Origin of the sequence: Streptomyces sp. NPDC007945 (assembly GCF_042958885.1) — a bacterium.
Lineage (GTDB): Bacteria > Actinomycetota > Actinomycetes > Streptomycetales > Streptomycetaceae > Streptomyces.
The window spans coordinates 978,146-992,871 of sequence record NZ_JBIBJV010000002.1; the positions used below are offsets into that span (position 1 = coordinate 978,146).

Consider the following 14,726-nt stretch of genomic DNA (forward strand, 5'->3'; position numbering starts at 1 on the left):
TGCTTCATCGGCGCCAGGTGATCTTTGCTGGGGTGCCGTCCGACAGGGGTGTCCCGCTCGGGACGGCCCCCATCGGTCGGTGACAAGCCTAAAGCGTGTGGACGCGGTGCGTTGAACGCGGTGCGTTACTCGCCCTTGGCCTTCGCGATGATCTCCTCGGCGACGTTCCGCGGAACCTCGGCGTAGGAGTCGAACTGCATGGAGTAGCTGGCACGGCCGGACGTCTTGCTGCGCAGGTCGCCGACGTAGCCGAACATCTCCGAGAGGGGCACGAGGCCCTTCACGACGCGGGCACCGGCCCGCTCCTCCATGGCCTGGATCTGGCCACGGCGGGAGTTGATGTCGCCGATGACCTCGCCCATGTAGTCCTCGGGCGTGGTGACCTCGACGGCCATCATCGGCTCGAGGAGCACGGGAGAAGCCTTGCGCGCGGCCTCCTTGAAGGCCTGCGAGCCGGCGATCTTGAAGGCGAGCTCGGAGGAGTCGACCTCGTGGTAGGCACCGTCGAGAAGAATGACGCGGACGCCCGTCATCTCGTAGCCGGCCAGGATGCCGAACTGCATGGCCTCCTGCGCACCGGCGTCGACCGAAGGGATGTACTCCTTCGGGATGCGGCCACCGGTGACCTTGTTCACGAACTCGTACGACGCCTCGCCGCCCTCGATGGGCTCGATCGCGATCTGCACCTTGGCGAACTGACCGGTACCACCGGTCTGCTTCTTGTGGGTGTAGTCCACGCGCTCGACGGCCTTGCGGATCGTCTCGCGGTACGCGACCTGCGGCTTGCCGACGTTGGCCTCGACCTTGAACTCGCGACGCATGCGGTCGACGAGGATGTCGAGGTGGAGCTCGCCCATGCCACCGATGATGGTCTGGCCGGTCTCCTCGTCCGAGTGCACCTGGAAGGAGGGGTCCTCCTCCGCGAGACGCTGGATGGCGACACCCAGCTTCTCCTGGTCACCCTTGGACTTGGGCTCGATCGCGACCTGGATGACCGGCGCCGGGAAGTCCATGGACTCCAGGATGACCGGGTTCTTCTCGTCGCACAGCGTCTCACCGGTGGTGGTCTGCTTCAGGCCCATGACGGCGACGATGTCGCCGGCGCCCACCGAGTCGATCTCCTCACGCTTGTTCGCGTGCATGCGGTAGATCTTGCCGATGCGCTCCTTCTTGCCCTTGACGGAGTTCAGCACCGCGGTGCCGGCCTCCAGGCGACCGGAGTAGATCCGGACGAAGGTGAGCTTGCCCAGGTGCGGGTCGCTCGCGATCTTGAACGCGAGGGCGGCCAGCGGCTCGTCGTCGGACGGCTTGCGCTTGACGACGACCTCGGCGTCCTTGACGTCCTGGCCCTCGATGGCCTCGACGTCGAGGGGCGACGGCAGGTAGCGGACGACGGCGTCGAGCAGGGGCTGGACGCCCTTGTTCTTGAACGCGGTGCCACAGAACACCGGGGTGACCGTGGTGTCGCCGCCCTTGCCGGAGGCGATGGTGATGCGACGGATCGCGGTGTAGAGCTGCTCCTCGGTGGGCTCGACGCCCTCGAGGAAGAGCTCCATGAGCTCCTCGTCGTTCTCGGCGACGGCCTCGACGAGCTTGGCGCGCCACTCGTCGGCGAGCTCCTGCTTGTCGGCCGGGATGTCGACGATGTCGTACATCTCGCCCTTGGTCGCCTCGGCGGACCAGACGAGGGCCTTCATCTTCACGAGGTCGATGACGCCCTGGAAGTCGGCCTCGGCACCGATCGGGAGCTGCATGACGATCGGGGTGGCGCCGAGGCGGCCCACGATCATCTCGACGCAGCGGAAGAAGTCGGCACCCGTGCGGTCGAGCTTGTTGACGAAGCAGATGCGCGGAACGCCGTAGCGGTCCGCCTGACGCCAGACGGTCTCGGACTGGGGCTCGACGCCGGCCACGCCGTCGAACACGGTCACAGCACCGTCGAGCACGCGCAGGGAACGCTCCACCTCGACGGTGAAGTCGACGTGGCCCGGCGTGTCGATGATGTTGATCGTGTGGTCGACGTTCTCGAGCGGCCAGTGGCAGGTGGTGGCAGCGGACGTGATCGTGATGCCACGCTCCTGCTCCTGCTCCATCCAGTCCATCGTGGCAGCGCCGTCGTGGACCTCACCGATCTTGTACGAAACGCCGGTGTAGAACAGGATCCGCTCGGTGGTGGTCGTCTTGCCCGCGTCGATGTGGGCCATGATGCCGATGTTGCGCACCTTGGCCAGGTCAAGCGAAGTGGTAGCCATAAGGCTTCAGTCTTCTCTCGGTCTCGATGGGGGTTGCGACTACCAGCGGTAGTGCGCGAAGGCCTTGTTGGACTCGGCCATCTTGTGCGTGTCCTCGCGCTTCTTGACCGCAGCACCCAGGCCGTTCGAGGCGTCCAGGAGCTCGTTCATGAGGCGCTCGGTCATGGTCTTCTCGCGGCGGGCGCGGGAGTAACCGACGAGCCAGCGCAGCGCGAGGGTGGAGGCACGACCGGGCTTGACCTCGATCGGCACCTGGTAGGTGGCGCCACCGACACGGCGGGACTTGACCTCGAGAGCCGGCTTGACGTTCTCGAGGGCGCGCTTCAGCGTGACGACCGGGTCAGCACCGGTCTTCTCGCGCAGGCCCTCCATGGCGCCGTAGACGATGCGCTCAGCGGTGGAGCGCTTGCCGTCGAGCAGGATCTTGTTGATCAGCGACGTGACAAGAGGAGAACCGTAGACCGGGTCGATGATGACCGGGCGCTTCGGGGCGGGGCCCTTACGAGGCATTCTTACTTCTCCTTCTTGGCGCCGTAGCGGCTGCGGGCCTGCTTGCGGTTCTTGACACCCTGGGTGTCGAGGGAGCCGCGGATGATCTTGTAACGAACACCAGGCAGGTCCTTCACACGGCCGCCACGCACGAGCACGATGGAGTGCTCCTGCAGGTTGTGTCCCTCACCCGGGATGTAGGCCGTGACCTCGATGCCGCTGGTCAGACGCACACGCGCGACCTTACGGAGGGCCGAGTTCGGCTTCTTCGGGGTGGTCGTGAACACACGCGTGCAGACGCCACGGCGCTGGGGCGAACCCTCGAGAGCGGGCGTCTTGTTCTTCTCGACCTTGTCCTGCCGGCCCTTCCGGACCAGCTGCTGGATCGTAGGCACTACTTCTCCGGTTTCTGTGTGCCGTAAGTACTACTAACCTGGAACATTCCCCGACCCACGCGGTCGGGTGTGTCGGACCCGGTGGACCTCCCGCAGAACACGGAGAGGCGCGGATCACGGCGGCCGCACTCGGACTCACCGTGCGGTTGTGGACACGCACAGGAGCCCAGGCACACCCCAGGCACAAGGCATGAGCGTACCTATCGCACGGACTGCGGTCAAAAGAAGAGCCCATGCCGCCGGTCCGGACACCGGTTGGATCTTACCCCGACCCCCGCAATGCATATTTCCGCCCCGCTGTCAACCATGCTCGTCAGGCCGCCAGGAAGCCACGAAGCGAGCGGGTCAGGGACTCGGTGAAGCGGACGCGGACGGGCTCGCCGACCCGGTCGAGCGAGAGGTACGGATTGAGGTCCTCCAGCTCCACCAGGAGCAGCTCCCCCGCCCGGGTACGGCAGGCATCGACGCGTTGGACGCCGTGGTCGAGGGTGTTCCACTCGACGAAACGGCGGGCGAAGGCGAGGTCCGCCCCGGTGGGCTCGTACGGCTCCAGGACCCAGCGGCGCTCGGGATCGGGGGCGTACAGCGCGTACTGGAAGACGTCGTCGACGAAGACGAAGGAGACCTCGTACGCGAAGTCGATCCGCGGCTGGACCAGGAGGTCGCCGTCCACCGTGAGGCCGGACAGCTCCTCGTACGGCAGGAAGCGCAGTCCTATCGAATCGGCGCCGGCCTTCGGCTTGACCGCGTACTCCCCGGCCTCGGGGAGGTGCTTCAGGTCCTCGGCTCGGTCGACCGTGGGGATGACCGGGTACCCGGCCGCGGTGAGGTCGACGAGGTACTGCTTGCCGGCCATGTCTCCGCGCCCGTGGAGCGGGTTGTAGACGCGGGTGCCGAGGGCGGTGGCGCGCTCCCGGAAGCGGTCGTAGGCCTCCTGGTGGTGGAGGACCGGGCCGCTGTTGCGGACGACGACGGCGTCGAAGGCCCCCATGAGGGCGGCGGCGTCACGCGGGTGGCAGAGCGCCAGGTCGAAGGAGGCTCGGAGCCGGGCGGTGAGGTCGATGTCCTCGTCGCAGTAACGGCGTCCGCGAGCCGGGTAGGCGAGGTCGGTGACGTAGAGCAGGCGGGGGCGGGGGGCGGACACGGGCGGCTCCTCGGGGGTCTGGAAGGGCCAACCTACCGGCGGCCGGTGCCACGGAAGCCGGGCGCCCGGGACCGGCCCCCGGGCGCCCTGGGCGCCGGAAGCCCGAAGGGCGGCCACCCCGCGCACGGGGTGGCCGCCCTTCGGTCAAGCGACTCGCTTACTGGTTGTACGGACCGTAGTCGTAGTCCTCCAGCGGAACGGCCTGGCCGGAGCCGGTGCCGAACGGCGAGTAGTCGAGGTCGTCGTAGCCGACGGACGAGTACATCGCCGCCTTGGCCTCCTCGGTCGGCTCGACCCGGATGTTGCGGTAGCGGGACAGACCCGTACCGGCCGGGATGAGCTTACCGATGATCACGTTCTCCTTGAGGCCGATGAGGCTGTCGGACTTGGCGTTGATCGCCGCGTCCGTCAGGACTCGGGTCGTCTCCTGGAAGGAGGCGGCCGACAGCCAGGACTCCGTGGCCAGCGAGGCCTTGGTGATACCCATCAGCTGCGGACGGCCGGAGGCGGGGTGACCGCCCTCGGTGACCACACGACGGTTCTCCTGCTCGAACTTCGAGCGCTCGACCAGCTCGCCCGGGAGGAGCTCCGCGTCGCCGGACTCGATGATCGTCACGCGGCGGAGCATCTGCCGGATGATGATCTCGATGTGCTTGTCGTGGATCGACACGCCCTGCGAGTTGTAGACCTTCTGGACTTCGCCGACCAGGTGGACCTGGACCGCGCGCTGACCCAGGATCCGGAGCACGTCGTGCGGGTTGGTGGCACCCACGGTGAGCTTCTGGCCCACCTCGACGTGGTCGCCCTCGCCCACGAGCAGACGGGCACGCTTCGAGATCGGGTAGGCCGTCTCGTCGGTGCCGTCGTCCGGGGTGACGACGATCTTCTTGGTCTTCTCGGTCTCCTCGATGCGGACGCGACCGGCCGCCTCGGAGATCGGCGCGACACCCTTCGGCTGACGCGCCTCGAAGAGCTCGACGACACGCGGCAGACCCTGGGTGATGTCGTCACCGGCCACACCACCGGTGTGGAAGGTACGCATCGTCAGCTGGGTACCGGGCTCACCGATGGACTGGGCGGCGATGATGCCGACCGCCTCACCGATGTCGACCAGCTTGCCGGTGGCCAGCGAGCGGCCGTAGCAGAAGGCACAGGTGCCGACGGCGGACTCACAGGTCAGGACCGAGCGGGTCTTGACCTCCTCGACGCCCGCGTTGACCAGGGCGTCGATGAGCACGTCACCCAGGTCGACGTTGGCCGGCGCGATGACCTTGCCGTCCACGACGACGTCCTCGGCGAGCATCCGCGCGTACACGGAGGTCTCGACGTCGTCCGTCTTCCGCAGGACACCGGCCTCGTCCTTGGCCGCGATCCGCAGCTTCAGACCGCGCTCGGTGCCGCAGTCCTCCTCGCGGATGATCACGTCCTGCGAGACGTCCACCAGACGACGGGTCAGGTAACCCGAGTCGGCGGTACGCAGGGCGGTGTCGGCCAGACCCTTACGGGCACCGTGCGTCGAGATGAAGTACTCGAGGACGGACAGACCCTCACGGAAGGACGCCTTGATCGGACGCGGGATGGTCTCGTTCTTGGCGTTCGACACCAGACCACGCATACCGGCGATCTGCCGCATCTGCATCATGTTTCCTCGGGCACCCGAGTCAACCATCATGAAGATGGGGTTCGTCTTGGGGAAGTTCGCGTTCATCGCCTCGGCGACCTCGTTGGTCGCCTTGGTCCAGATCGCGATGAGCTCCTGAGTGCGCTCTTCCTTGGTGATGAGACCGCGCTCGTACTGCTTCTGGACCTTCTCGTCCTGCTCCTCGTAGCCCTTGACGATGGCCTTCTTGGCCTCGGGCACGACGACGTCGGAGATGGCCACGGTGACGCCCGAACGGGTCGCCCAGTGGAAGCCGGCCGCCTTCAGGTTGTCGAGCGTCGCCGCCACGATGACCTTGGGGTAGCGCTCCGCCAGGTCGTTGACGATCTCGGAGAGCTGCTTCTTGCCCACCGAGTAGTCGACGAACGGGTAGTCCTCGGGCAGCAGCTCGTTGAAGAGCGCGCGGCCCAGCGTCGTCTTCAGACGGAACGAGTCACCCGTCTGCCACTCCGGCTCGCCCTCCTCGGCGACCGGGGGGACCCAGCCGCGCGGCGGAACGGTGCCGATCGGGAAGCGGATGTCGATCTGCGACTGCAGCGACAGCTCGCCGGCGTCGAACGCCATGATCGCCTCGGCCGTGGAGCCGAACGCGCGGCCCTCGCCCTTGACGTCACGCAGCTCGCCGTCGGTGGTGAGGAAGAACAGACCGAGGACCATGTCCTGGGTCGGCATCGTCACCGGGCGGCCGTCGGCCGGCTTGAGGATGTTGTTCGAGGACAGCATCAGGATGCGGGCCTCGGCCTGCGCCTCCGCGGAGAGCGGCAGGTGCACGGCCATCTGGTCACCGTCGAAGTCCGCGTTGAAGGCGGTGCAGACGAGCGGGTGGATCTGGATGGCCTTGCCCTCGACCAGCTGCGGCTCGAAGGCCTGGATGCCGAGGCGGTGCAGCGTGGGCGCACGGTTCAGCAGCACCGGGTGCTCGGCGATGACCTCTTCGAGGACGTCGTACACGACCGTGCGGCCGCGCTCGACCATCCGCTTCGCCGACTTGATGTTCTGCGCGTGGTTCAGGTCCACCAGGCGCTTCATCACGAACGGCTTGAAGAGCTCCAGGGCCATGGCCTTCGGCAGACCGCACTGGTGCAGCTTGAGCTGCGGGCCGACGACGATGACGGAACGCGCCGAGTAGTCGACACGCTTGCCGAGCAGGTTCTGACGGAAACGACCCTGCTTGCCCTTCAGCATGTCGCTGAGGGACTTCAGCGGACGGTTGCCGGGGCCCGTCACCGGGCGACCGCGACGGCCGTTGTCGAAGAGGGCGTCGACCGCCTCCTGGAGCATCCGCTTCTCGTTGTTCACGATGATCTCGGGGGCACCGAGGTCGAGCAGACGCTTCAGACGGTTGTTGCGGTTGATCACACGGCGGTACAGGTCGTTCAGGTCGGAGGTCGCGAAGCGGCCACCGTCGAGCTGCACCATCGGACGGAGGTCCGGCGGGATGACCGGCACGCAGTCGAGAACCATGCCCTTGGGGCTGTTCGCGGTCTGCAGGAACGCGGAGACGACCTTGAGGCGCTTGAGCGCACGGGTCTTCTTCTGGCCCTTGCCGGTCCGGATGATCTCGCGGAGCTTCTCCGCCTCCTCCTCCAGGTCGAAGGACTCCAGGCGCTTCTGCAGCGCCGCGGCACCCATCGAGCCGTCGAAGTACGTGCCGAAGCGGTCACGCAGCTCGCGGTAGAGGAGCTCGTCGCCCTCCAGGTCCTGGACCTTGAGGTTCTTGAAGCGCGACCAGACCTCGTCCAGACGGTCGATCTCGCGCTGCGCGCGGTCGCGCAGCTGCTTCATCTCGCGCTCGGCACCCTCGCGCACCTTGCGGCGCACGTCGGCCTTGGCGCCCTCGGCCTCCAGCTCGGCCAGGTCGGACTCGAGCTTCTTGGCGCGGTTCTCCAGGTCGGAGTCGCGGCGCTGCTCGATCTGCTGGCGCTCGACGGAGACGTGGGCCTCCAGCGACGGCAGGTCGCGCGTGCGGCGCTCGTCGTCGACGAAGGTGATCATGTACGCCGCGAAGTAGATGACCTTCTCCAGGTCCTTCGGGGCGAGGTCGAGCAGGTACCCGAGGCGCGACGGGACGCCCTTGAAGTACCAGATGTGGGTGACGGGAGCGGCGAGCTCGATGTGGCCCATCCGCTCGCGGCGCACCTTGGCGCGGGTGACCTCGACGCCACACCGCTCACAGATGATGCCCTTGAAGCGGACACGCTTGTACTTGCCGCAGTAGCACTCCCAGTCCCGGGTCGGACCGAAGATCTTCTCGCAGAAGAGTCCGTCCTTCTCGGGCTTCAGGGTGCGGTAGTTGATGGTCTCCGGCTTCTTGACCTCGCCGTGGCTCCACTGACGGATGTCGTCAGCGGTGGCCAGACCGATCCGGAGCTCGTCGAAGAAGTTGACGTCGAGCACTATGCGTCAATCCCTCTCAGGGTTGTAAGGCTGTGGGGTCTGATACGGGGGTCCTGGGGCCGGCGGACCTTGATCACTCAAGGTCCGCCGGACTCCCGTCAGACCTCTTCGACGCTGCTCGGCTCGCGCCGGGACAGGTCGATGCCGAGCTCCTCCGCTGCGCGGAAGACGTCCTCGTCGGTGTCGCGCATCTCGATGGACATGCCGTCCGAGGACAGCACCTCCACGTTGAGGCACAGGGACTGCATCTCCTTGATGAGCACCTTGAAGGACTCGGGGATGCCGGGCTCAGGGATGTTCTCGCCCTTGACGATGGCCTCGTAGACCTTCACGCGGCCGGTCACGTCGTCGGACTTGATCGTCAGCAGCTCCTGGAGGGCGTACGCGGCGCCGTAAGCCTCCAGCGCCCACACCTCCATCTCACCGAAGCGCTGGCCACCGAACTGGGCCTTACCACCCAGCGGCTGCTGGGTGATCATCGAGTACGGGCCGGTCGAACGCGCGTGCAGCTTGTCGTCGACCAGGTGGTGCAGCTTGAGGATGTACATGTACCCGACCGAGATCGGGTCCGGGAACGGCTCGCCGGAGCGGCCGTCGAACAGGCGCGCCTTACCGGTCGGGAGCACCATGCGCTCGCCGTCGCGGTTCGGGATGGTGTGCTGGAGCAGACCGGCGAGCTCGTCCTCGCGGGCACCGTCGAAGACCGGGGTCGCGACGTTGGTGCCGGGGGCGACCTGGTCGGCGCCGATGGCCTGGAGACGCTGCGCCCACTCGTCCGCGAGGCCGGAGACGTCCCAGCCGCGGCTGGCGAGCCAGCCGAGGTGGATCTCCAGGACCTGTCCCGGATTCATTCGGGACGGGACACCCAGCGGGTTGAGGATGATGTCGACCGGGGTGCCGTCCTCCAGGAAGGGCATGTCCTCGATCGGGAGGATCTTGGAGATGACACCCTTGTTGCCGTGGCGGCCGGCGAGCTTGTCACCGTCGGTGATCTTGCGCTTCTGGGCGACGTAGACGCGGACCAGCTGGTTCACGCCCGGGGGAAGCTCGTCCCCCTCCTCGCGGTCGAAGACGCGGACACCGATGATCTTGCCGGTCTCGCCGTGCGGGACCTTCAGGGAGGTGTCGCGGACCTCGCGGGCCTTCTCGCCGAAGATCGCGCGGAGCAGGCGCTCCTCCGGGGTGAGCTCGGTCTCGCCCTTGGGCGTGACCTTGCCGACCAGGATGTCGCCGGCGACGACCTCGGCACCGATGCGGATGATGCCGCGCTCGTCGAGGTCGGCGAGGACCTCCTCGGAGACGTTCGGGATGTCCCGGGTGATCTCCTCGGGGCCGAGCTTGGTGTCACGGGCGTCGACCTCGTGCTCCTCGATGTGGATCGAGGAGAGGACGTCGTCCTGCACGAGGCGCTGCGACAGGATGATCGCGTCCTCGTAGTTGTGGCCCTCCCACGGCATGAACGCCACGAGGAGGTTCTTGCCGAGCGCCATCTCGCCGTCTTCGGTGGCGGGACCGTCGGCGAGGACCTGGCCCTCGATGACGTGGTCGCCCTCGGCGACGACGACCTTCTGGTTGACGGAGGTGCCCTGGTTCGACCGGGAGAACTTGTGCAGGCGGTACGTGTTGTACGTGCCGTCGTCGTTGGCGACCGTGATGTAGTCGGCCGACAGCTCCTGGACGACACCCGCCTTCTCGGCCTTGAGGACGTCGCCGGCGTCGGTGGCGCAGCGGTACTCCATGCCGGTGCCGACGAGCGGGGCCTCCGCCTTGATGAGCGGAACGGCCTGGCGCATCATGTTCGCGCCCATGAGGGCGCGGTTGGCGTCGTCGTGCTCCAGGAAGGGGATCATGGCGGTCGCGACCGACACCATCTGGCGCGGCGAGACGTCCATGTAGTCCACGTCCGACGGCTCGACGTAGTCGACCTCGCCTCCACGCTTGCGGACCAGGACGCGGTTCTCGGTGAACCGGAGCTCGTCGTCGAGCGCGGCGTTGGCCTGCGCGATGACGAACCGGTCCTCCTCGTCGGCGGTGACGTAGTCGACCTCGTCGGTGACCTGGCCGTCGACGACCTTGCGGTACGGCGTCTCGATGAAGCCGAACGCGTTGACGCGGCCGTACGAGGCGAGCGAACCGATCAGACCGATGTTCGGGCCTTCGGGGGTCTCGATCGGGCACATGCGTCCGTAGTGGGACGGGTGCACGTCTCGGACCTCGAAGCCGGCCCGCTCACGGGAGAGACCACCGGGGCCCAGCGCGGACAGACGACGCTTGTGCGTCAGACCCGAGAGCGGGTTGTTCTGGTCCATGAACTGGGACAGCTGGCTGGTGCCGAAGAACTCCTTGATGGAGGCGACGACCGGCCGGATGTTGATCAGGGTCTGCGGCGTGATCGCCTCGACGTCCTGGGTGGTCATCCGCTCGCGGACGACGCGCTCCATACGGGCCAGACCCGTGCGGACCTGGTTCTGGATGAGCTCGCCGACGTTGCGCAGACGACGGTTGCCGAAGTGGTCGATGTCGTCGGTCTCGACGACGATCGACGCGCCGCTGTCACCGACGGTCTCGGTCTCGCCGGCGTGCAGCTTCACCAGGTACTTGATCGTCGCGATGATGTCCTCGACGGTCAGGATCCCGGCGTCCAGCGGAGCGTCGGCGCCCAGCTTCTTGTTGACCTTGTAGCGGCCGACCTTGGCCAGGTCGTAGCGCTTGGGGTTGAAGTACAGGTTCTCGAGCAGCGTCTGCGCGGCCTCGCGGGTCGGCGGCTCGCCCGGACGGAGCTTGCGGTAGATGTCGAGCAGCGCGTCGTCCTGGCCCTGGGTGTGGTCCTTCTCCAGGGTGGCGCGCATGGACTCGTACTCGCCGAACTCCTGGAGGATCTGCTCGGTGGTCCAGCCGAGGGCCTTCAGGAGGACGGTGACCGACTGCTTGCGCTTGCGGTCGATGCGGACGCCGACGAGGTCGCGCTTGTCGATCTCCATCTCCAGCCAGGCACCCCGGGAGGGGATGATCTTGGCGGAGAAGATGTCCTTGTCGGACGTCTTGTCGATGGAGGAGTCGAAGTAGACGCCCGGCGAGCGGACGAGCTGCGAGACGACGACACGCTCGGTGCCGTTGATGACGAAGGTGCCCTTGTTCGTCATGAGCGGGAAGTCGCCCATGAAGACCGTCTGGGACTTGATCTCGCCGGTCTCGTTGTTGGTGAACTCGGCGGTGACGAAGAGCGGGGCGCCGTACGTGAAGTCACGGTCCTTGCACTCGTCGATGGAGTTCTTCGGCGGCTCGAAGCGGTGGTCGCGGAAGGTCAGCGACATCGACCCGGAGAAGTCCTCGATCGGGGAGATCTCCTCGAAGATCTCCTCCAGGCCGGACTTCGTGGGGACGTCCTGTCCCGACTCGAGGGCGGCCTCGACGCGAGCCTTCCAGGCGGCGTTCCCGAGCAGCCAGTCAAAGCTCTCGGTCTGCAGCGCGAGGAGGTTCGGAACCTCGAGGGGCTCCTTGATCTTTGCGAAGGAGATGCGCAGCGGGGCGGTGCTGGCGGCGTTGTTCATGTTGTTCGAGGCGTTGCGCGAGGCGGCCAAGAGGGGGTCCTTCCGAGGGCTCGGACTCACTACGCGCGTACCGGTCCCCAGCAACGCTTCACGGCAGACGTTTCCTGAAGTGGCCGAAAGGCCAGGTCAGACGGGGTCGGTCCACGAAGCTGATGCGAAGGTATGCCCCTGGTGACGGGCAGGAGGCAGCTAACAGGCAGCGCAAAGGGACAGTGTAGCCACTTGGCCCACTGATGTCCAGGGCGACTTCCTCGCGACCCTCGTTGCTCTCAACTCCGCGGTACTCGCGCCGTGCGGCGCACCTCGATACTGCCCGTTCCGTCGTCGATCCATGCCTCGGAATCGGATCGTTGTGACGACGCGTCCTGAGAATTGCGCGCGGCGTGCCGTTCGTCAAGGCCCCCGCCCGCGAGCGGCGCACGGCGAAGATCACCATACTCCGCTTCCGGTGACCCTGAGGACCCCCGCCACGCGGGTCCCGGGAACGCCGAAAGGCGACCACCCAGATGGATGATCGCCTTTCGGTGCCTCCGCGTTACACGGGGGCGAGAGTCAGCTCAGCGAGCCGAGACGGCCTTACTTGACCGTGACGGTGGCGCCGGCGCCCTTGAGGGCCTCGGCGGCCTTCTCGGCGGCGTCCTTCGCGACCTTCTCGAGGACCGGCTTCGGGGTGCCGTCGACGAGGTCCTTGGCCTCCTTGAGGCCCAGGGAGGTGAGCTCGCGCACGACCTTGATGACCTGGATCTTCTTGTCGCCGGCACCCTCGAGGATGACGTCGAACTCGTCCTGCTCCTCGGCGGCACCGGCAGCGTCGCCACCACCGGCGGCGGGGGCGGCAACGGCGACGGCCGCGGCGGCGGTGACGTCGAACTTCTCCTCGAAGGCCTTCACGAACTCGGAGAGCTCGATGAGGGTCATCTCCTCGAACTGGGCGAGGAGGTCGTCCTGAGAGAGCTTCGCCATGATGGGCGATCCTTCCACTAATTCGGCAGGTGCCGATGTGTCTATAGAGGCGGGCGTAACGGCCCGCTACGACCCGCGCACTACGCGGCGCGGATCAATGCGCGAGCCGAATTACTCGGCACCGCCCTGCTCGGCCTGCTTGGCACGGAGCGCGTCCACGGTGCGGACGAGCTTCGACGGCAGAGCCTGGAAGAGCTGAGCAGCCTGAGACTGCTTGCCCTTGAAGGCGCCGGCCAGCTTGCTGAGCAGAACCTCGCGGGACTCAAGGTCCGCAAGCTTCTTGATGTCGTCGGCGGAGAGAGCCTTACCGTCAAGGACACCGGCCTTGATGATGAGGTTCGGGTTCTCCTTGGCGAAGTCACGCAGGGCCTTCGCCGACTCCACCGGGTCACCGGTGACGAAGGCGACCGCGGTCGGACCAGCGAAGTGCTCGTCCAGTGCGGTGATCCCGGCCTCGTTGGCCGCAATCTTGGTCAGCGTGTTCTTCACCACGGCGTACTGGGCGTTCTCACCGAGAGAACGACGCAGCGTCTTGAGCTGCGCGACGGTGAGACCCCGGTACTCGGTCAGCACGGCGGCGTTGGAGCTCTGGAACGCGTCCTTGAGCTCGGCCACCGATGCAGCCTTGTTGGGCGTCGGCATAGTGCGTTCGCCTCCTTCCGGGTGATGAGGACCGCTCAGAAGGGGCTGAACAACGAAAACGCCCCGGGCGCAGGCGCACGGGGCAAAGCTCGACCGGATGGAACATCCGGGAACTCTCCACAGTCACCTGCGCGGGTCGTCCGTCGTCAACGGATCCTTCGGCCACCGCACCCGGTGAGGGCACAGCAACGACCAGCGGTCTTTGGCTTCTGTGGAAGCTTACGTGACGGTCTGGGCCAGGGGCAAATCAGCCCTGGGCGCCCTCACCGGCGCCGGCCTCCTGGAGCATCTTGAAGAGGTCGACGGTCTGGCTCGCCGGCGGGGCCTCGACGGCGCTCTGGGTGCCGTAGTCGCTGTAGTCGGCGCGGATCCGGACCTTGCCCTCCGCCATCTCCATGCCGACGTCCATGCGGGCCGGGTAGCCGTCCTTGTTGACCCAGACCTCGGTGTCGTAGCCCTTGAGGCCGGTCTTCTTCACGTTCTCGATGAGCTTGTCGTGCTCCTCCTTGGAGAGGAGCTTCGAGGACTCGTTCGCCGCGAGCATCTGCTCGAAGGTGAGCGTTCCCTTGTAGTGCTCGGTCTCCATGCCGTTGATCTTCTCGGCGCCGACGTGCTTGAGGTCCGGGGAGTCGAGCAGCAGGGCGAGCTGCTGGGCCGGGTCCTGGTTCATGTTGTCCAGGCCGCCGGTCATCTGCTTCTGGAGGGCCTTGTCACCGGACTCCGCGGCCGCGGCCTTGAGGTCCAGCTTCATCCAGCGCTTGCCGTCCATCTGGGCGGCCTGCTTCTCGCCCATGTCCATGTACATGACGTTGTCGAGCATCACCACGCGCATCTGCTCGGGCGCCTCGGGGTTGCCCGCGCTCAGCATGGAACCCTTCATGGTGATGTCCATCGACGCCGGGGCCCAGCCCTGGACGCCGGTCATCTCCATGGTGCCGGACTGGGGGCCGACGCCCTCGATGCTCATGGTCATCTGCATCTTGGCGGACTTCGCGGCCGAGGTCTTCTCGTACGCCGCCGTGAGGGCCTGCAGCGGGTCGCCGAGGGCCTTGCCGACCGCCTTCGCGTCGCCGTCGTTGCAGCCGGCGAGGCCCGCGACGAGAGCCGCCGCGGAGAGGGTCGCGACGCCCGCGCGCTTCCAGGAGGACTTGCTCATAGGTGTTCCCCACCCCTTGATCTTCGTGATCATCGTCTTCGCGTTCCCTTGCACCGTAGCCGACGGCTACGACAGGA

Annotated in this window: 9 protein-coding genes; all 9 read right to left on the reverse strand. The window is 66.8% G+C overall.

Annotated features, from left to right (window positions below; genetic code table 11):
• Positions 1-125 precede the first annotated feature (125 nt).
• Positions 126-2,252, reverse strand: coding sequence for an elongation factor G (fusA, locus tag ACFZCF_RS09825; protein ID WP_388437702.1), 2,127 nt, complete (start codon positions 2,250-2,252; stop codon positions 126-128).
• A gap of 39 nt (positions 2,253-2,291) precedes the next feature.
• Complete coding sequence (gene rpsG, locus ACFZCF_RS09830; protein ID WP_351110852.1) at positions 2,292-2,762, reverse strand: 30S ribosomal protein S7; 471 nt, start codon at positions 2,760-2,762, stop codon at positions 2,292-2,294.
• A gap of 2 nt (positions 2,763-2,764) precedes the next feature.
• Entirely contained in the window at positions 2,765-3,136 is a 372-nt protein-coding gene (rpsL, locus tag ACFZCF_RS09835; RefSeq protein WP_003948652.1) for a 30S ribosomal protein S12, read from the reverse strand.
• 313 nt (positions 3,137-3,449) lie between these two features.
• On the reverse strand, positions 3,450-4,280 hold the full coding sequence (locus ACFZCF_RS09840; protein WP_388437707.1) for a hypothetical protein: 831 nt from the start codon (positions 4,278-4,280) through the stop codon (positions 3,450-3,452).
• A 157-nt stretch (positions 4,281-4,437) separates the two neighbouring features.
• The gene (locus ACFZCF_RS09845; protein ID WP_388437710.1) at positions 4,438-8,337 is read right to left on the reverse strand and encodes a DNA-directed RNA polymerase subunit beta'; all 3,900 of its coding nucleotides are present in this window, start codon (positions 8,335-8,337) and stop codon (positions 4,438-4,440) included.
• A gap of 98 nt (positions 8,338-8,435) precedes the next feature.
• The gene (gene rpoB, locus ACFZCF_RS09850) at positions 8,436-11,918 is read right to left on the reverse strand and encodes a DNA-directed RNA polymerase subunit beta (protein ID WP_388437714.1); all 3,483 of its coding nucleotides are present in this window, start codon (positions 11,916-11,918) and stop codon (positions 8,436-8,438) included.
• A gap of 546 nt (positions 11,919-12,464) precedes the next feature.
• Positions 12,465-12,851, reverse strand: a complete 387-nt coding sequence (gene rplL / locus ACFZCF_RS09855; RefSeq protein WP_031009366.1) for a 50S ribosomal protein L7/L12 — start codon at positions 12,849-12,851, stop codon at positions 12,465-12,467.
• A 111-nt stretch (positions 12,852-12,962) separates the two neighbouring features.
• Positions 12,963-13,493 carry a 50S ribosomal protein L10 gene (gene rplJ / locus ACFZCF_RS09860; RefSeq protein WP_030757401.1) on the reverse strand — a complete coding sequence of 177 codons (531 nt, stop codon included), beginning with the start codon at positions 13,491-13,493 and terminating at the stop codon, positions 12,963-12,965.
• A gap of 247 nt (positions 13,494-13,740) precedes the next feature.
• Positions 13,741-14,649, reverse strand: coding sequence for a hypothetical protein (locus ACFZCF_RS09865; protein WP_388437718.1), 909 nt, complete (start codon positions 14,647-14,649; stop codon positions 13,741-13,743).
• Positions 14,650-14,726: the final 77 nt, after the last annotated feature.